The sequence below is a fragment of the Micromonospora sp. NPDC049366 genome, assembly GCF_044466625.1.
Classification (GTDB): domain Bacteria; phylum Actinomycetota; class Actinomycetes; order Mycobacteriales; family Micromonosporaceae; genus Micromonospora.
In genome coordinates this window covers 702186-718465 of the sequence record NZ_JBITMV010000001.1, presented here as the reverse complement: position 1 = coordinate 718465, position 16280 = coordinate 702186, and the positions used below count along the sequence as shown (strand labels likewise).

The window sequence follows — 16280 nt, the reverse complement described above, 5'->3', positions numbered from 1 at the left end:
TCATGACGTTCGCGGTACCGAAACACGCCCCATGATCATTGGCGGTTGACGCCGGGGGTGAGCAGCGGACGGAGGGCAGCCACGATGGGCGCGTCGGCGGGCAGCCAGGTCACCGAGTCCAGCTCGGCGGCCGAGAGCCAGCGCAGGGCCGAATGCTCCAGCGGCTGGGGCTGGTCGTCCTCGACGAGGCGCGCGGCGTACACCTTGAGCACCGAGCGCCCGTGGGCCATCTTGACGTTGCGGCCCACCCGGTCGCCGATCTCCACGCGGACGGCCAACTCCTCCGCGCACTCGCGGACCAGCGCGTCCGTCTCCGACTCCCCCGGCTCGACCTTGCCACCGGGAAACTCCCACATGCCGGCCACCTCGGGCGGCGCGGATCGCGCACACGCCAGCACCCGCCCGTCGCGGATGATCGCCGCCCCGACGATCACCTTGAGGTCCCGTCGCGGTGGCTGCCCGCCCCCGTTCGCCCATTCGGTTCGCACGGCCGTCCAGCGTGCCAGATCAATCGGCGGTTTGGGTACCGTAACCGGCCGCTTAGGTCAGCAGAACCCGGAAGTGTGGGCGTGGACACACGCGGCGTCCGGCGAAAGACTAGGGTCCACCGACAAACACGGGACGGCGACGATTTGGCCACAAGCCGGCAACGGCGCCTGGGAGGTGCGGTGATGCGCGCGCTGTTCAACGGCCGAGCGAAGCAGGACTACCTCTCCGACGCGCTGACTCTGCTCTCCGGGTGGACCCGGGAGGGCGAGCAGATCCGACGCACCCTCGTGATGGACGACAGCCAGCACGCCGCGCTGACCGAGCGCGTGAAGGTCGTCGCGGACGCCCTGCACCTACGTCCCGAGATCAGCCGACGCGCCGACCACACCCAGATCCGCGTCGGCCACGGCAGCACGCCGCTGACCGAGGGCGAGGTGCTGCTCGCGGCCCGGATCGAGGACGCCTACCGGGCGGTCACCGCCTCCTGACGTAGGCGGGCCGCCCGGCCTGGTCGCGCCGGGCTCAGCCCACAGCATCCTGCGGGTACCAGCGGAGCTCGACAGAGTTGCCATCCGGGTCACGGACGTAGACGGAGGTGGCGGAGCCCCGCGCACCGAACCGACCGACCGGCCCCTCCAGCACCGTGAAGATCCCGGCGTCGATCACGTCCGCCCAGTCCAGTGGGGCCACCACCAGACAGAAGTGGTCGACGTTCGACTCCCCCCGCTCCCGCTGGACCAGGTCGATGATGGTGTCGGGGCTCACCCGCACCGACGGGAACGGCGCCTCTCCGGCCCGCCACTGGTCGACCCGGACCGGCGTCAGTCCCAGCCGGCCGCAGTAGAAGTCCAGTGACCGCTCGACGTCGGCCACGTTCAGCACCAGGTGGTCGAAACCGGTGACCCGCACGCCGCTCACCTCTCTTCCAGGTCACGGCCCTGACCGAGCCATCCGGTGAAGAGCGCCGGGTCGACGTCGGCGACGGTACGCAGCTTCACCGAGGCCATCTGCCGGGCACCCGGGGTCAACCGTCCGGTCGGGTCGTCGAGCTCCTGCCCCCGCCACAGCCCGAAGGTGACGTGGCGGCCGTACGCCTTGAGCAGGCAGACCGGACGCTGGCCCGGCTTGTCACCGAGTCCCCAGACCGGGTGGCCGTGCCACATCGCGGCGGTGGCATCCGGCAGGGCCGCGTCGATGACCGGCCGGAGCTTCTCGCCGATCTCCCGCAGCGGCGGATCGAGCTGGGCCAGGTAGTCGTCGATGGTGCTGTTCATGATGCGCCTCTCGTTCGGGTACGGCTCCACGATCCGCTGAGTGGAAGCGGGGACCAAGACGCGATCGGGCTACGATCGTTGACCCTGGCTAAACGACGGGACGGCGGGATGCTGGAGCGGTACGAGGTCGAGACGTTCCTGACCCTCGCGGACGAGCTGCACTTCGGCCGCACGGCCGAGCGGCTGCGGGTGACGACCGGCCGGGTCAGCCACGTGATCAAGCGCCTGGAACGCCGGATCGGCGCCCCGCTCTTCGCACGGACCAGTCGGGTCGTCCAGCTCACCCCGATCGGCAGCCGGCTCGCCGACGACCTGCGGCCGCTGGTCGCCGGGATCGACGAGGCGATCACGCGGGCGGTCGACGCCGGGCGTGGGGTCACCGGGAAGCTGCGGGTCGCGTTCCTCGGCGAGTGGACCGCGCCCGCGCTGCTCAAAGCCGTCGCCCTGTTCAGCGATCGGCACCCCGAGTGCGAGGTCGAGGTACGCGAGGTCCAGCTCTTCAACTCCCGACCGAGTCTGCTCGACGGGTCGGTGGACGTGCTCGTCGCCGCGTACCCCTTCGACGGCATGGCGACCGGGCCGGTGCTGCTGACGGAGGGCCGGGCGCTGGCGGTGCCGGCCGGGCACCCGCTGGCCGGCGCGGAGTCCGTCTCGCTGGAGGTGCTGGCCGACCATCCGGTCGTGCAGTACCCGGCGGTGACCTCGCTCGGGTTCAAGCAGGACCGCACACCGGAGTACACGCCGTCCGGCCGCGCCGTGCCCAAGGGGCCGGCCGGCAACACCTTCTCCGAGATGCTGTCGCTGGTGGCGATGGGTCGTGGCGTCCTCCCGGTCGGGGAGCAGACGCGACGCTACTACCCCCGCCCCGACGTCGCGTACGTGCCGATCCACGACGCCCCACCGATCCGGCGTGGCCCGGTCTGGCTGCCGACCAACAACACGGTCCGGGTCCGCGAGTTCGTCCGGGCCGCCGGCGACTCGGTCGCGCGCTGACCTGCGTCGATCCGGCCGCTGGCGCGTCCCACCTACCGTGAGGCGCATGGCCAACGCGACCTATGACCGCAAGGAGCAGTTCCAGCAGATCCAGAGCGGGCTGCTCGACGGGGAACAGACCATCGCCGTCTACGACGCGGTCGGCACCGGCACCGGGTTCATCGGCCTCACCGACCGGCGCGTCATCATCCAGGACCGCTCGTTCATCGGGAAGCGGTTCGCCATCACCAGCATCCCGTACTCGAAGATCACCAGCGTGAGCGTGGTCAGCAACAAGTCGTGGGGTGGTTCGTTCTTCTCCACCGGCGCCATCGCCATCCACGTCGGCACCCACACGTACGAGGTGGAGTTCCGTGGCGCGCAGAAGAGCCACCACGTCCACAATGTGATCCTCCACTACATCTCCTGAGGGTCACGGAGGGTCGGTGCGGCACGGCGAGTTCGAGGACCCGCGACTGGTGACGGTCTACGACGCCGAGTGCCCGTGGGGCCGCGACGACGACTTCTTCCTGGCCGTCGTCGGCGAGACACCCGGCGCCCGGGTGCTCGACCTCGGCTGCGGGACCGGCCGGTTGACCCTCGCGCTGGCGGCGGCCGGCCACACCGTCACCGGCGTCGACCCGGCTCGCGCCTCCCTCGACGCGGCCCGCGCCAAGCCGGGCGCCGACCGGGTCACCTGGGTCGAGGGCACCTCGGCCGTCCTGCCGGACGGGGCGTACGACATCGCCGTGCTGACCAGCCACGTCGCACAGTTCCTGGGCGCGGACGCCGAGTGGGCGGCGACCCTCGCCGACGTACGCCGGGCGCTGGTGCCCGGTGGCCGGCTGGTCTTCGACACGCGTGACCCGGCCGACCGGCGGTGGGAGCGGTGGAACCCGGTCGACTCCGCGCGCCGGGTCGCCCTGCCGGACGGACGCGAGGTGCGAGCGTGGACCGAGGTGACGAGCGTGGTCGTCGGCGCGGTCAGCCTCGTCCACCACTACCGGTTCCCCGGTGGCGACGAGCTGCTCAGCTCGGCGACCCTGCGCTTCCGCACGGAGGCGGAACTGCGTGACTCGCTCGGAGGGGCCGGCTTCGCCGTCGAGCACGTCTTCGGCGGATGGGGTCGTGAACCGGTCGGCGCGGGCGACGGCGAGCTCGTGGTGGTGGCACGGGCGGCGTGATGGCCGCGGTTCCTCACGGTGTCCTTGACGCGAGACTCGGAAAGTCTAGACTTACCGTTCGTGGCCACTTACCAAGGGCGGATGCTCGAAGCCCTCGGCGACCCCACCCGGCGCACCATCTTCGAGTCGCTGGCCACGGGGCCGCGTTCGGTAGCGGAGATCGCCAACGGTCTTCCGGTGAGCCGGCCCGCCGTCTCCCAGCACCTCAAGGTGCTCCGGGACGCCGGGCTCGTCTCGTCGACGGCGGTGGGCACCCGCCGCCTCTACGCCGTCGACCCGCGGGGCCTGGCGGCGATCCGCGGCTACTTCGACCAGTTCTGGAGCAGGGCGCTGGCGGCCTTCGCGGAGGCCGTCGAGAACCCATCGGAGGAGGAGACGTGACAGCCAACACCGATCACAAGACCGTCGTCCGCGACAGCATCGACGTCGCGGCGACGCCGGAGCACGCGTTCGAGGTGTTCACCAGGGGCATCGACCGCTGGTGGCCCCGTTCCCACCGGGTCCAGCCGGGCGAGCTGCGGCAGGTCGGCGTCGACCCGCACGTCGGCGGCCGGATGTGGGAGGAGAACGACGCCGGCGAGACCTGCGCCTGGGGGCGCGTCCTCACCTGGGACCCGCCCCACACCTTCGCCTTCTCGTGGCTCGTCGGGCCGGACTGGAAGCCACCCGCTCCGGACGCGGCCGGCAGCCGGGTGACCGTCACCTTCACCCCGACCGACACCGGCACCCGTGTCGACCTGGTGCACGACCGGCTCGACGCACACGGGCCGGGCTGGGAGGGAGTACGCGACGCGGTCGGCGGGGACGGCGGCTGGCCGGGCATCCTCCGCCGGTTCGCCGGGGTGCTCTGACCGTCCGGAGCCGGCCGGCGGGACGCCCTCCGGCCGACTCGGCCGGTGCGCCGCCCCGCCGACCGGCTCGGGCTGCTCGGAGGCGGGCCGCGCCTACGACGCCTCGTGCCGCTCGGCGGCGTCGACCGTCTGCGCGAGCAGCACGGCGATCGTCATCGGCCCCACCCCGCCCGGCACCGGGGTGATCAGGCTCGCCCGGGCGGCAGCGGCGTCGAACTCGACGTCGCCCACGTTGCCCGGGTTGTAACCGGCGTCGACCACCACGGCCCCCGGCCGGATCCACTCGCCCCGGATCAGCTCGGGCACGCCGACCGCCGCCACCACGATGTCCGCCTCAGCCACGTGCGCGGCCAGGTCGACCGTGCGGGAGTGGCAGTAGGTGACCGTCGCGTCGCGGGCCAGCAGCAGCATCCCCACCGGCTTCCCCAGGATGGCGCTGCGGCCCACCACCACGGCCCGACGGCCCCGCAACGGCACGTCGTACGCGTCGAGCAGCCGGATGATCCCCGCCGGCGTGCAGGACGCGAACCCGCGGCTGCCGAACGCCATCGCGGCGAACGACGCGCCGGTCACCCCGTCCACGTCCTTGCCGGGGGCGATCGCCTCGAACGCGGCCCGCTCGTCGACCTGCGCCGGGGTCGGGTGCTGCAACAGGATGCCGTCCACCGACGGGTCGGTCGACAGGTCGTGGAGCACCTTCACCAACTGCTCGGTGCTGGTCGACGCCGGCAGGTCCACGCGGCGCGACTCGATCCCGACCTGGGCGGACCGGTTGACCTTCATCCGCACGTACGTGTGCGAAGCGGGATCGTCGCCCACCAGCACGGTCGCCAGACACGGACGGCGCCCGTGCCGCTCCTGGAACCGGGCGACCCGCTCGGCGGTCTCGTCCAGCAGCCGCCGGGAGACGGCCTGCCCATCCAGCAACGTCGCGGTCATACTCTGCTCCTCACCTCGTGGTGAGGAGCACCCAGGCGGACGATGCTCCCGCTGACAGCGCTCCCCGGTGGTTACCCACCCTCGCCAGTCGCGCAGTCGCAGGCTACCCCACCCCGCGAGATCGACGACCGGGGTCGATCCGGCACCGGCATCCACCCCGGCGAGCACCTGGACATCGCCCCGGTGGTGTCGGAGGAGGAGGTGAGGGCCTTCCAGGCGTACGTCTCGTCGGGCGACCTGCGTCAGGGCCGGTAGCCGGTCCTGTCGGCGTCGGTGATCTCGCGCAGGACCCGGGCCGGCGATCCGACGGCGACGACACCGGACGGGATCGACCGGGTGACCACGCTCCCCGAGCCGACGACCGTGTTGTCGCCGATGGTCACGCCCTGGTTGATGGTGACGTCGCCGCCGATCCAGACGTGGTCGCCGATCGTGGCCGGCTTCGCGTAACAGGCGCCGGCCGCCCGTTCCGCGGGATCGAGGGAGTGGTTCGAGGTGTAGATGCCGACGCGCGGGCCGAAGAGGACGTGGTCACCGATGGTGACGCCACCGCCGTCCAGGATCACGCAGTCGAAGTTGGCGTAGAAGTGGTCGCCGAGGCTGATGTTGAAGCCGAACTCGCAGCGGAACGTGGGCTCGAAATGGCACCCGCGCCCCACCGCGTGCAGCAGGCGCCGCAGGATCGCCTCGCGCTGCTCCTGCGGCTGCCCGAAACTGCTGTTGTACTCGGTGGTCAGCAGCACGGCCCGCTGCCGCGCCTGGGTCAGCTCCTCGGTGAGGTCGTTGTACATCCCGCCCGAGAGGATGTGCTGCCGCTGCGCCTCAAGCGTCACCGCACGATCGTGCCATCAGCCGCGGGTCCCGCGGGTGTGGTCCCGTCGCTGCCCCGCGAGCCATTCGTCGAAGGTGGTCGGCGTGATGCGGGCCCCCTCGCCGGGCAGCATCACGTCGCCGGCCATCGTCGAGTCGAAGATGCCCGACCACGTCGGCATCAGCTTCACCGTGTGGCCGCGCGCCTCGTTGGTGCGGCGGGCCATGTCGACGAGGTCCTGCGGCTCCGGGCCGGCGACGTCGGCGTAGCGGCCTCGGGGCTCGCCCGCGGCGATCTCGGCGAGGACCTCGGCGATGTCCTCGGGCGCGATCGGCTGCACGAGCAGCGGGGCGATCGTCGCGACGCCGTCGCGCTCGGTCCAACCGGCGACCATCGCGGCGAAGTCGTGGAACTGGGTGGCCGGGACGATCGTCCACGGCAGTGGGCCGGCGGTCACGAGACGCTCCTGCTCACGCTTGCCGGCGTAGTGTGCGGTGCCCTCGACGCGATCGATTCCGACGATCGACAGCAGGACGTGGTGTCGGACGCCGGCGCGCTCCCCGGCGGCGAGCAGGTTCCGGGTGGCGGTGCCGAAGTACGCCACCGTCTCCGCGTCGCCGCCGGCCGGCGCGTTGGTCGCGTCGATCACCACGTTGACGCCGGTGAGGGCGTCGTCGAGCCCGTCACCGGTCGACAGGTCGACGCCGAGCGAACGGCTGATGCGTACGACCTCATGTCCGTCCCGCTCGAGGGCGGCGACGGTGAGGGCTCCGATGTTGCCGGTCGCCCCGGCGACTGCGATGCGCATGACGATCTTTCCTCTCGCTGGCTACCGGCTGACGGTATCTCGGACTTAACTCATCCGCAATATCTGCGATAGGATGGCGCCGTGAAGCTGCCCGTGAGCACCGAATGGCTGTTGCACTGCGCCGCGACGCTGGCCCAGCTCGACCCCGGAGCCACCGCCTCGGCGGCGCAGCTCGCGCAGTACTACGACCTCCCGGCCGCCTACCTGGCCAAACAGTTGCAGGGGCTGGTCAAGGCAGGTGTGCTGACCGCGACGACAGGTCCGCGCGGCGGCTTCCGGCTCGCGCAACCGGCATCCGAGATCACCCTGCTGCGGATCGTGGAGGCCGTCGACGGCACCTCCCCGCCCTACGAGTGCCGGGAGATCCGCCAACAGGGCGTGGGAGCACTCTCTCCGGAGGAGTGCCGGACCATCTGCCCCCTCGCCCAGAAGATGGCCGAGGCGCACGACGCGTGGCGGCGCAGCCTCGCCGACGTGTCGCTCGCCGACATCATCGCCACGCTGCCCCCGACGGCACCGGCCCGCACCCGATCCCGCCTCGCGTCGACGACAGGAGCCGCGCCGGCGCGCCGAACGCCGTGATCAGATGCGCCCAAGCCGCCGCCCGCCCGGATCGGTGACCGTCGGGCCCGTTCGGCGTAGGCACGCCGCGAATCCGTCAGGCTGAGCATCGAGTCAGAACAACATGCGCGACACTCCCGCATTCACCGACATCGCGGGCGTGGGTGATACTTCCTTGCTCGCTGATCGAGGGCGACAAGGAGCAGCCGCATGCAGCCGCAGTCCGGAAACGGCGACGATGCCGTCGCACGTGCGCGGGAGCTGGTCCGGGCCAAGCAGCTCGAGCCCGCCGTCGCACTGCTGCGCGAACATCTGACCGCGCATCCGGACGACGGTGTCGGCTGGCGCCGCCTCGCCGGCGCGTTGATCGGGCTCGACGAGGAACCTGCCGCGGTCGATGCCGCCGACCGAGCGATCGAACTCAATTCCGAGGATGCGGCGGCCTACCGCTACCGCGCGCTCGCTCATCAGCTGCTCAGCAGGTATCGGGAGTCGTATGCCGACGCGAAGCGCGCGGTGGAGCTTGCCCCCGATGATCACGAGTCACTGAGCCTGCTCGCCTTGAATGTCCTCGCGGTTGATCGCGACACGGCACGGTTCAAAGAGCTCATCCAACGAGCGCCACCCGCCGGGCGGTCGATGAGGCTTGGGGTTGTGCCCCCGGTGTGCCCCAGGGCGAGGCACCAACCTCCTGACCTCCCGGAACGGGCCGGGTTCAGACGTTGAAGCGGAACTCCACGACGTCGCCGTCCTGCATGACGTACTCCTTGCCCTCGATCCGGACCTTGCCGGCGGACTTGGCGGCGGCCATGCTGCCGGCGGCGACCAGGTCGGCGTAGGAGACCACCTCGGCCTTGATGAAGCCGCGCTGGAAGTCGGAGTGGATGACCCCCGCGGCCTCCGGCGCGGTCGCGCCGATCGGGATGGTCCAGGCCCGCGCCTCCTTGGGCCCGGCCGTGAGGTACGTCTGGAGCCCGAGCGTGCGGAAACCCACCCGGACCAGCTGGTCCAGGCCCGGCTCACTCTGCCCGATCGACTCCAGCAGCTCGCGGGCCTCCTCCTCGGGCAGGTCCACCAGCTCCGACTCGATCTTCGCGTCCATGAAGATCGCCTCGGCCGGGGCGACCAGGGCGCGCAGTTCGTCGAGGAACTCGGCGTTGCCCAGCTCGGCCTCGTCGACGTTGAAGACGTAGAGGAACGGCTTCGTGGTGAGCAGGTGCAGCTCGCGCAGGTGCTCCAGCTCGATACCCGCGTCCTTGGCGCCCGCGTAGAGGGTGACGCCCGTGTCGAGCAGCTCCGTCGCCTTTTTCGCGGCGGTCACCGCGGCGGCCCGGTCCTTGCGGAGCTTGGCCTCCTTCTCCAGCCGCGGCACCGCCTTCTCCAGGGTCTGGAGGTCGGCCAGGATCAGCTCCGTGTTGATCGTCTCGATGTCGTCGGCCGGGGAGACCTTGCCGTCGACGTGCACCACGTTCGGGTCGGAGAAGGCGCGGACCACCTGGCAGATCGCGGAGGCGTCCCGGATGTTCGCCAGGAACGCGTTGCCCCGGCCCTGCCCCTTGGAGGCGCCGCGCACCAGGCCGGCGATGTCGACGAACGACACCGGCGCGGGCAGCACCTTCTGCGAGCTGAAGATCTCGGCGAGCTTGTCCAGTCGCTCGTCGGGGAGCCCGACAACGCCGACGTTGGGCTCGATGGTGGCGAACGGGTAGTTCGCGGCGAGCACGTCGTTCTTGGTCAGGGCGTTGAAGAGCGTGCTCTTACCCACGTTGGGCAGGCCGACGATGCCGATGGTGAGACTCACGACGAGCCAGCTTACGCGGTTGCGCTCCCGCACCGGCACGCAGTGCCGCCGATGGCGCGCCCCGCTGGCGGGCGGCTGCCGGTCGCCGTGCCGCCGGCCCGGGGAGCGGAACGCGCCTCCTCCCGCCCGCAGGTCCGCGAACCGTGGCGGGCCTCGTCCCGCCCGCGGGTCCGGGGAGGGTGGCGGGCGGGGTGAGGCCGCCCGGATTCAGCCGAGGCGTCGTGGTGTGATGACGGTCTCCCGCACGGTGCCGTCCTCGGCGCGGCTGACCTCGTACGCCGAGACGCCGTCGCGGTCCGCGACCGCCTCGACCAGTTTGTCGCCCCGGTAGACCAGCCCCACCCCGTCGTCGGTGCAGTGGGTGACCGGCAGCGTGCCGTCGCCGACGAGCCGGTGGATCAGCGGCCGGCGCTGGGCCTCGCTGTCGTAGTGCACCCCGTTGCCGTAGGGCAGCCAGCCCAGCCCGTCGGTGAACGGCCGCAGGTCCGGCCCGTAGCTGTCGGTGGCGCCGCCGAGGTGCCAGCAGATCGAGCCGGCGGACACACCGCCCAGCACCACGCCGGCCTGCCAGCACTCGTGCAGGATCTCGGGCAGCCCGTGCACCCGCCACACCGCGACCAGGTTCGCCACGCTGCCGCCGCCGACCCAGATCATGTCCTGGGCGAGCAGGTGGGCGCGGATGTCGTCCACGTTCGGCATGGGGAACAGCGCCAGGTGGGACAGGCGGAACCGGGTACCCGCGAACGCACCGTGGATCGCGGTGAGGTTGGTGGGCTGGTCGCCCACCGCCTGCCCGAGGTAGCAGATGCGCGGCTCCGTCCCGGCCTGCGCCAGCTCCGCGCCCAGGTCGAAGATCGGGCCGGGTCGCAGGTCGTACGGCCCACGGTGGCGGCTGAAGAAGCCCATGCTGGTGGCGAGGATGGTCGGTTCGCTGGCGGGCATGCTCGTCCTTCCGTCGGTGACCACCCCATCCTGCCGGGCGTCGCCTCCCCTACGCGATCTTGGTAGAAAAGTGCCCCTGGAGGGGCCGTTTCCTACCAAGATCTCCAGCGCGCCGAGCCATGGGCGGCGCAGGGGGTCAGGCGCGGCGGAGTTGGCGGGGCAGCACCGGCGTGGCGGGCCGTCGGTCGGCCGGCGGGGCGACGGAAAGCTCCTTGCCCGACCGGGCGCTGGGCGTCAGCTCCTCGGCCGACAGGGCGCCGGGAGTCAACTCCTCGGCGGCGGCGAGCGGGAGGGTGAAGCGCTGACCGGCCGTCGATCCGGCGGCGTGCGACTCGCGCAACATCCAGCGCACCTCGTCGACCGTCCAGCCCAGCCCGCGCCGGCCGGCGATCTCCCGCACCAGACGCAGGGCGGGCCGGGTGTCGTCGTCGTAGAACCGCATGCACCAGTGGTGCGCCCACATGCCGAGAGCCCGCAACCCGCTGTCGTCGAGGGAGCGCACCAGCCGCCCACAGGCGGTGTCGGCGAACGGGCGACCCGGGTCGTCGGCACGGTCGCGCTCGATCGCCCCGACCGCGGCCGGTGCCACGGCACGCATGCGGCGGTAGAACTCGTCGAGGACGGCCCGCTCAAGCGAAGGGTGCTCGCTCCGCGTCGCTCCCGGACCCGCCACGCTCGCCATCGCCGCACCCCTTCTTGAGTTGGTGGCCGGACCGTACCGTCCACGACCGACACTTTCGCCGCCGGCACCCGCCCGCACCGCCATCACCACGGAGAACGCAAGCACCGCACGAAGCGCGGGCACCACACGGAACGCGGGCACCGCACGAAGCGCGGGCACCACACGGAGGCGCGGGCACCACACGGAGAGGCACCGCGCATCCCGGCCAGCAGGATGGCTCCGGTCCACCGCCGGCCGACCAGCTCCAGCGCGTCCTGGAAGACGCGGCAGCCGGTGTCGTCGATGTCCTGGTAACGCCGGTGGGCGGCGTCCCGAGCGTTCGCAACTTACCGAATGTTAGTGGCTAACCTCAGGTTTGCCCACTCCTCGGCGACTGTCGACCCTTGACCCATGACCGACTACAACCACCCGATCACCTTCGGTCTGAGCCTCGATCCGTCGGCCGACAAACTGGCCGAAACGCGATATCTGGCCCGGGCCGCCGCGGACAGTGGCATGGAGTACCTCGCTGTCCAGGACCACGTCTACCAACCCGGCCACCTCGACGCCTGGACCATGATCAGTCACCTGACGGCCGAGACCGACCGGATCTCCTTCCTCACCGACGTCGCCGACCTCCAGCTACGTCCGCCGGCCATGCTCGCCAAGGCCGGCGCGTCGCTCAGCGTGCTCACCGGCGGTCGGATCGTCCTCGGCGTGGGCGGGGGTCCGAGCGCGGACGCCGTCGCCGCCATGGGCGGTCCGCGGCGCAGCGCCGCCGAGACGATCACGTACACCGCCGAGGGGTTGCAGATCATGCGGCGCGCGCTGGCCGGCGACACCGTGCGGGTCGACAGCGAGCAGCACACCATCGAGGGGTACGCGGGCGGGCCCGTCCCGCCGGCACCGGTACCGCTCTGGCTGGGCGGCCAGCGGCCCCGCATGCTGGGCGTCGCCGGGCGCCACGCCGACGGCTGGATCTCGCCGCTCAACATCTACGTACCGCCCGCCGAGGTGCCCACCCGGCAGCAGATCATCGACGACGCCGCCCGCTCCGCCGGACGGGACCCGGCGGACATCCGCCGGATCTACAACGTCATCGGCGCGATCGGGCCGCGGGGCGGCGGCACCGGGCTGGTCGGCGACGCCCAGCTCTGGGTGGATACGCTGGTCAGCTGGGCGGTCGACCTCGGCTTCGACACGTTCATCTTCTGGCCGATCACGTCGCCGCGCGCACAGCTGCGGGCGTTCACCGACCGGGTGATCCCGGCGGTCCGCGAGCAGGTGCGCGAGATCAGGGAGCAACGATGACCCCGAACCTGGTCCTCCCCGGTTCGCTGACCGGCAAGCTCGTGACACCCGGCGACCGCCGGTACGCGATGCTGCGCTCGACGTACACCACCCGGCACACCCCGGCCGAGATCCTGCTCCCGGAGACCACCCAGCAGGTCGTCGCGGCGGTCCGCTACGCCCGCGAGCGCGGGCTGCCGATCGCCGTACGCAGCGGCGGGCACGGCCTCTCCGGCAACTCCTCGAACGACGGCGGCCTGGTCATCGACCTGTCGGCGCTCAACCGGGTGCAGGTGCTCGACGAGCGCGCCCGGTTGGTGCGGGTCGAGGCGGGCGCCCGGTGGGCGATGGTGGCCAAGGCGCTGGCCCCGTACGGGCTGGCGATCAGCTCCGGCGACCACGGCAACGTGGGGGTCGGCGGCCTCGCCACCGGTGGGGGCGTGGGCTGGCTGGTCCGCCGGTACGGCCTGACCGTCGACCACGTCCGGGCGGTGGAGGTGGTGCTCGCCGACGGCACGCTGGTGCGCGCGGACGCGGAGCACGAACCGGAGCTGTTCTGGCTGGTCCGCGGCGCGGGCGCCGGCGCCGGCATCGTGGTGGCGTTCGAGTTCCGGGCCGAGGAGGTACGCAACGTCGGCCTGGCCCAGATCGTCGTCGAGGCGAGCCCGGACGGCGCGACGGTGCGGCAGTGGGCCGACCACCTGGCCCGGGCGCCCCGGGAGCTGAGCACGGCCGTCGTCCTCTACTCGCAGGGCCGCTCGGCGATCATGCAGATCACCGCGATCGTCACCGCGGAGAGCCTGCGCCGGGTGCGGCCGTTGATCGAGCCGCTGCTCTCCATCGGCCGGCTGCTCGACCACCGCAACGACCTCGCGCCCTACCCGGCGCTGGTGCCGATGGGCCACCTGCACCCGAACGTCGGGCAGCAGGCGAGCACCACCACCAACAGCCTGCTCACGATGGACGACGCGAGCGCCCGGGCGATCACGCGGGCGGCGACCGGGCCGAGCCGGGCCGTGGTGCAGCTGCGGTCGGTCGGCGGGGCGGTCAACGACGTCGACCCGGCGGCGACCGCGTACCCGCACCGGCACCAGGACACACTGGTCATCGGGTCGGTCTTCCCGCCGCATGGCGGCGCCGCGCTGGACGCCGCCTGGCGCCCGATCGCGGCGCGGGCCGACGGCGCGTACGTCAACTTCGAGAGCCGACCGGACCGGGCCGCGTTCGACCGGATCTACCCGGGCGAGACCGGCCGGCGGGTCGCCGCACTGTGGCGACGGTACGACCCGGACGGCGTGTTCCGGCCCGCCCTGCTCACCCGTCAGCCGGGCGCTCGGCAGGAGAACGGCCGCGAGTCCGGCGCCCGGCAGGCGAACGGCCGCGAGTCGGGCGCTCGGCAGACCGGGGGGCAGCAGACGGGCGGCCGGGATGCCGGCAGCCGGTCGGGCGGCCGGGAGCAGGGTGGGGCGGATCGTCGGCGGTCCGCCTCCCGACGCGGTGGCGGCCGGGGCGACCGACGGCGGTGACCCCGCGAAGCGCCGCACGGCCAGGTCCGATTCCCGCCAGCCGGAGGCCGCCGGGGCGGAGCATCATCGGTGACGTGGAGTTGGACTTCGAGCGGTGCTACCGGGCGGTCGACAGCCGTGACCAGCGGTTCGACGGCTGGTTCTACACGGGCGTGACGTCGACCGGGATCTACTGCCGGCCGTCCTGCCCGGCCATCACGCCCAAGCGGCAGAACGTCCGGTTCTACCCGTCCGCCGCGGCCGCGCAGGGGGCCGGTCTGCGGGCCTGCCGGCGCTGCCGCCCGGACGCCGCCCCCGGCTCGCCGCAGTGGGACGTACGCGCCGACGTGGTGGGCCGGGCGATGCGCCTGATCGCGGACGGCGTGGTCGACCGGGACGGGGTGCCCGGGTTGGCCTCCCGGCTCGGCTACACCGAGCGGCACCTGCACCGGATGCTGCGCGCGGAGATGGGTGCGGGGCCGCTCGCGCTGGCCCGGGCACAGCGGGCGCAGACCGCCCGGATCCTGATCGAGACCACCGGCCTCGGCATGGCGGAGGTCGCGTTCGCGGCCGGGTTCGGCAGCGTACGACAGTTCAACGACACCGTCCGCGACGTGTACGGGGTTGCGCCGAGCGACCTGCGGCGAAGCCGGGGACGGCACGCTCCGCCACCCGGGGGCGGGACGATCGCCCTGCGGCTGGCGTACCGTCCGCCGTTGCACGCGGGCGCGCTGCTGGACTTCCTCGCGCTGCGCGCCCTGCCCGCGGTGGAGGAGGTCCGCGACGGCACGTACCGGCGTGGGCTGCGGCTGCCGCACGGCGTGGCCGAGGTGGCGCTGACGCCGGCGGACGGGCACGTGGCCGCCACCCTGCGCCTTTCCGACCTGCGCGACCTGGCCCCGGCGGTCGCGCGCTGCCGGCGCCTGCTCGACCTGGACGCGGACCCGGTGGCGGTGGACGCGACCCTCGCGGCCGATCCGGCGTTCGCCGACGCGGTGGTCGCGGAGCCCGGTGTCCGGGTGCCGCGCTCGGTGGACGGCTTCGAGATGGCCGTTCGCGCGGTCGTCGGCCAGCAGGTCTCGGTGTCGGCGGCCCGCACCACCCTGACCCGCCTGCTCACCCACACCCCCTCCCCCAGCGACCCGGTCGATCATGAAGTTGCTGCCTCCACCATCGGCGTGTCGCGGCGACAACTTCATGATCACCGGGGCGGGCCGGGTGGGCGGGGGGAGCCGGGCGGGCCGGGCGGGCGGCGGGAGCGCGGAGGGGCCTGGGGGTTGCGGGGGTTTCCGTCGGCCGAGGAGGTGGCGGGGCTGCCGGACGCGGCGTTCGGAATGCCGGTGGCACGGCGGGAGACGGTTCGCGCGCTGGCCCGGGCGGTGGCCGACGGCGACCTGGACCTCGCGCCGGGCGGCGACCGCGACGACGTCGTACGCCGACTGGTGGCCCTGCCCGGCATCGGCCCCTGGACAGCCGGCTACGTCGCGATGCGCGCCCTCGGCGACCCGGACGTGCTGCTCCCCACCGACCTGGCGGTCCGGCGCGGCGCGGCCGCGCGGGGCCTGCCCGACGACCCGAAGACCCTCGACACGTACGCGGCCCGCTGGCGCCCCTGGCGGTCGTACGCGACGATCCGACTCTGGAGAACGGTATGACCACTGTCGACAGTGCGGTGTCGGCCACCCCGGCCGGCCCGCTGAGCATCCTGACCGGCCCGGACGGCGCGGTGCGGGCGGCCGGCTTCACCGGCGACCCCGAGACGCTGCTTCCCCTGGTGCACCCCGACCTGCGCGCGCCGCTGCGGCACCGGGCCGACCTCGGCCCGGTCAGCGCGGCCGTCCGGTCCTACCTGGACGGTGACCTCACCGCGATCGACGCGGTGCCGGTCGAGCAGCGCACCGGCGGCGCCTTCCTGACCCACGCCTGGGAGGTGCTGCGCGACGTGAAACCGGGCGAGCCGGTCACCTACACGGTGTTCGCCGGGCTGGCCGGCCGCCCCCTGGCCGTACGCGCCGCCGCGGCGGCCTGCGCCCGCAACGCCGCCGCGCTCTTCGTGCCGTGCCACCGGGTGCTGCGCACCGACGGGACGCTGGGCGGCTACCGCTGGGGCCTGGACGTGAAGAAGTGGCTTCTCGGTCATGAGCGGCGGTTGACGGCAAGCTGACACTGACCGTTTTCACTTTTGCCGCTAC

General features: G+C 72.6%; 20 protein-coding genes, 2 pseudogenes and 1 riboswitch. Of the genes and pseudogenes, 13 read left to right on the top strand and 9 right to left on the bottom strand.

The features are described 5' to 3' along the window. Window positions 1–35: 35 nt before the first annotated feature. Window positions 36–488 (bottom strand): (deoxy)nucleoside triphosphate pyrophosphohydrolase, encoded by a 453-nt coding sequence (locus ACIBTV_RS03445; RefSeq protein WP_396701842.1) that lies wholly within the window; start codon window positions 486–488, stop codon window positions 36–38. A 183-nt stretch (window positions 489–671) separates the two neighbouring features. Between ACIBTV_RS03445 and ACIBTV_RS03440 the strand changes: the two genes are divergently transcribed. Then, a complete protein-coding gene (locus ACIBTV_RS03440; RefSeq protein ID WP_396701840.1) occupies window positions 672–977 on the top strand; it encodes a 4a-hydroxytetrahydrobiopterin dehydratase in 306 nt (101 codons plus the stop codon). Window positions 978–1011: 34 nt separating this feature from the next. Here ACIBTV_RS03440 and ACIBTV_RS03435 read toward each other — a convergent pair whose 3' ends face one another. After that, window positions 1012–1398 carry a VOC family protein gene (locus ACIBTV_RS03435; protein ID WP_396701838.1) on the bottom strand — a complete coding sequence of 129 codons (387 nt, stop codon included), beginning with the start codon at window positions 1396–1398 and terminating at the stop codon, window positions 1012–1014. A 5-nt stretch (window positions 1399–1403) separates the two neighbouring features. Beyond that, window positions 1404–1763 carry a DUF1801 domain-containing protein gene (locus tag ACIBTV_RS03430; protein ID WP_091595224.1) on the bottom strand — a complete coding sequence of 120 codons (360 nt, stop codon included), beginning with the start codon at window positions 1761–1763 and terminating at the stop codon, window positions 1404–1406. 108 nt (window positions 1764–1871) lie between these two features. Between ACIBTV_RS03430 and ACIBTV_RS03425 the strand changes: the two genes are divergently transcribed. Genes ACIBTV_RS03425 through ACIBTV_RS03405 form a run of 5 tightly spaced genes read left to right on the top strand, consistent with a single transcriptional unit; the run spans window position 1872 to window position 4770 of the window. Next, window positions 1872–2756 (top strand): LysR family transcriptional regulator, encoded by an 885-nt coding sequence (locus ACIBTV_RS03425; protein ID WP_396701835.1) that lies wholly within the window; start codon window positions 1872–1874, stop codon window positions 2754–2756. A 46-nt stretch (window positions 2757–2802) separates the two neighbouring features. Next, the gene (locus ACIBTV_RS03420) at window positions 2803–3165 is read left to right on the top strand and encodes a PH domain-containing protein (protein ID WP_396701833.1); all 363 of its coding nucleotides are present in this window, start codon (window positions 2803–2805) and stop codon (window positions 3163–3165) included. A gap of 16 nt (window positions 3166–3181) precedes the next feature. Beyond that, complete coding sequence (locus ACIBTV_RS03415) at window positions 3182–3919, top strand: class I SAM-dependent methyltransferase (protein ID WP_396701831.1); 738 nt, start codon at window positions 3182–3184, stop codon at window positions 3917–3919. Between the two features lie 60 nt (window positions 3920–3979). Beyond that, a complete protein-coding gene (locus ACIBTV_RS03410) occupies window positions 3980–4300 on the top strand; it encodes an ArsR/SmtB family transcription factor (protein WP_396701829.1) in 321 nt (106 codons plus the stop codon). Next, window positions 4297–4770 carry an SRPBCC family protein gene (locus ACIBTV_RS03405; RefSeq protein WP_396701827.1) on the top strand — a complete coding sequence of 158 codons (474 nt, stop codon included), beginning with the start codon at window positions 4297–4299 and terminating at the stop codon, window positions 4768–4770. The genes ACIBTV_RS03410 and ACIBTV_RS03405 overlap by 4 nt, the downstream gene beginning before the upstream one ends. A 93-nt stretch (window positions 4771–4863) precedes the next feature. On the opposite strand, the gene ACIBTV_RS03400 is transcribed toward ACIBTV_RS03405, so the two are convergent. The 3 genes from ACIBTV_RS03400 to ACIBTV_RS03390 all read right to left on the bottom strand — a co-directional run bounded on the left by ACIBTV_RS03400 (window position 4864) and on the right by ACIBTV_RS03390 (window position 7328). Beyond that, window positions 4864–5709: a bifunctional 5,10-methylenetetrahydrofolate dehydrogenase/5,10-methenyltetrahydrofolate cyclohydrolase gene (locus ACIBTV_RS03400; RefSeq protein WP_396701826.1), complete on the bottom strand. Its 846-nt coding sequence runs from the start codon at window positions 5707–5709 to the stop codon at window positions 4864–4866. Between the two features lie 22 nt (window positions 5710–5731). After that, window positions 5732–5811: riboswitch (ZMP/ZTP riboswitch) on the bottom strand. 140 nt (window positions 5812–5951) lie between these two features. Next, complete coding sequence (locus tag ACIBTV_RS03395; protein WP_396701824.1) at window positions 5952–6542, bottom strand: sugar O-acetyltransferase; 591 nt, start codon at window positions 6540–6542, stop codon at window positions 5952–5954. A gap of 15 nt (window positions 6543–6557) precedes the next feature. Next, the gene (locus ACIBTV_RS03390) at window positions 6558–7328 is read right to left on the bottom strand and encodes an SDR family oxidoreductase (protein WP_396701822.1); all 771 of its coding nucleotides are present in this window, start codon (window positions 7326–7328) and stop codon (window positions 6558–6560) included. An 81-nt stretch (window positions 7329–7409) separates the two neighbouring features. Between ACIBTV_RS03390 and ACIBTV_RS03385 the strand changes: the two genes are divergently transcribed. Continuing rightward, the gene (locus ACIBTV_RS03385; RefSeq protein WP_091595207.1) at window positions 7410–7910 is read left to right on the top strand and encodes an Rrf2 family transcriptional regulator; all 501 of its coding nucleotides are present in this window, start codon (window positions 7410–7412) and stop codon (window positions 7908–7910) included. Between the two features lie 189 nt (window positions 7911–8099). After that, window positions 8100–8615, top strand: a complete 516-nt coding sequence (locus ACIBTV_RS03380) for a tetratricopeptide repeat protein (protein WP_396701819.1) — start codon at window positions 8100–8102, stop codon at window positions 8613–8615. Here ACIBTV_RS03380 and ychF read toward each other — a convergent pair. The 3 genes from ychF to ACIBTV_RS03365 form a co-directional block, all read right to left on the bottom strand. Continuing rightward, the gene (ychF, locus tag ACIBTV_RS03375) at window positions 8605–9690 is read right to left on the bottom strand and encodes a redox-regulated ATPase YchF (RefSeq protein ID WP_396701817.1); all 1086 of its coding nucleotides are present in this window, start codon (window positions 9688–9690) and stop codon (window positions 8605–8607) included. The genes ACIBTV_RS03380 and ychF overlap by 11 nt on opposite strands. 207 nt (window positions 9691–9897) lie before the next feature. After that, a complete protein-coding gene (locus ACIBTV_RS03370; protein ID WP_396701815.1) occupies window positions 9898–10632 on the bottom strand; it encodes a Type 1 glutamine amidotransferase-like domain-containing protein in 735 nt (244 codons plus the stop codon). A 136-nt stretch (window positions 10633–10768) separates the two neighbouring features. Next, complete coding sequence (locus tag ACIBTV_RS03365; protein WP_396701813.1) at window positions 10769–11314, bottom strand: hypothetical protein; 546 nt, start codon at window positions 11312–11314, stop codon at window positions 10769–10771. Between the two features lie 390 nt (window positions 11315–11704). Between ACIBTV_RS03365 and ACIBTV_RS03360 the strand changes: the two genes are divergently transcribed. The 5 genes and pseudogenes from ACIBTV_RS03360 to ACIBTV_RS03340 all read left to right on the top strand — a co-directional run bounded on the left by ACIBTV_RS03360 (window position 11705) and on the right by ACIBTV_RS03340 (window position 16252). Continuing rightward, a complete protein-coding gene (locus tag ACIBTV_RS03360; RefSeq protein ID WP_396701811.1) occupies window positions 11705–12604 on the top strand; it encodes an LLM class flavin-dependent oxidoreductase in 900 nt (299 codons plus the stop codon). Next, window positions 12601–14109 carry an FAD-binding oxidoreductase gene (locus ACIBTV_RS03355; RefSeq protein ID WP_396701809.1) on the top strand — a complete coding sequence of 503 codons (1509 nt, stop codon included), beginning with the start codon at window positions 12601–12603 and terminating at the stop codon, window positions 14107–14109. The genes ACIBTV_RS03360 and ACIBTV_RS03355 overlap by 4 nt, the downstream gene beginning before the upstream one ends. 74 nt (window positions 14110–14183) lie before the next feature. Continuing rightward, window positions 14184–15230: pseudogene (locus ACIBTV_RS03350) on the top strand (bifunctional transcriptional activator/DNA repair enzyme AdaA); the annotation flags it as partial. Window positions 15231–15356: 126 nt separating this feature from the next. Next, window positions 15357–15743: pseudogene (locus tag ACIBTV_RS03345) on the top strand (DNA-3-methyladenine glycosylase family protein); the annotation flags it as partial. Further along, window positions 15740–16252 carry a methylated-DNA--[protein]-cysteine S-methyltransferase gene (locus ACIBTV_RS03340; protein WP_396701807.1) on the top strand — a complete coding sequence of 171 codons (513 nt, stop codon included), beginning with the start codon at window positions 15740–15742 and terminating at the stop codon, window positions 16250–16252. The pseudogene ACIBTV_RS03345 and the gene ACIBTV_RS03340, both read left to right, overlap by 4 nt. The last annotated feature ends 28 nt before the right edge of the window (window positions 16253–16280 follow it).

Excerpts from the sequence above, each read along its gene's own strand:
- ACIBTV_RS03370 (WP_396701815.1), bottom strand. The coding sequence starts at position 10,632 with ATGCCCGCCAGCGAACCGACCATCCTCGCCACCAGCATGGGCTTCTTC.
- ACIBTV_RS03360 (WP_396701811.1), top strand. The coding sequence starts at position 11,705 with ATGACCGACTACAACCACCCGATCACCTTCGGTCTGAGCCTCGATCCG.
- ACIBTV_RS03380 (WP_396701819.1), top strand. The coding sequence starts at position 8,100 with ATGCAGCCGCAGTCCGGAAACGGCGACGATGCCGTCGCACGTGCGCGG.
- ACIBTV_RS03430 (WP_091595224.1), bottom strand. The coding sequence starts at position 1,763 with ATGAACAGCACCATCGACGACTACCTGGCCCAGCTCGATCCGCCGCTG.
- ACIBTV_RS03390 (WP_396701822.1), bottom strand. The coding sequence starts at position 7,328 with ATGCGCATCGCAGTCGCCGGGGCGACCGGCAACATCGGAGCCCTCACC.
- ACIBTV_RS03355 (WP_396701809.1), top strand. The coding sequence starts at position 12,601 with ATGACCCCGAACCTGGTCCTCCCCGGTTCGCTGACCGGCAAGCTCGTG.
- ACIBTV_RS03400 (WP_396701826.1), bottom strand. The coding sequence starts at position 5,709 with ATGACCGCGACGTTGCTGGATGGGCAGGCCGTCTCCCGGCGGCTGCTG.
- ACIBTV_RS03420 (WP_396701833.1), top strand. The coding sequence starts at position 2,803 with ATGGCCAACGCGACCTATGACCGCAAGGAGCAGTTCCAGCAGATCCAG.
- ACIBTV_RS03365 (WP_396701813.1), bottom strand. The coding sequence starts at position 11,314 with ATGGCGAGCGTGGCGGGTCCGGGAGCGACGCGGAGCGAGCACCCTTCG.
- ACIBTV_RS03340 (WP_396701807.1), top strand. The coding sequence starts at position 15,740 with ATGACCACTGTCGACAGTGCGGTGTCGGCCACCCCGGCCGGCCCGCTG.
- ACIBTV_RS03440 (WP_396701840.1), top strand. The coding sequence starts at position 672 with ATGCGCGCGCTGTTCAACGGCCGAGCGAAGCAGGACTACCTCTCCGAC.
- ACIBTV_RS03425 (WP_396701835.1), top strand. The coding sequence starts at position 1,872 with ATGCTGGAGCGGTACGAGGTCGAGACGTTCCTGACCCTCGCGGACGAG.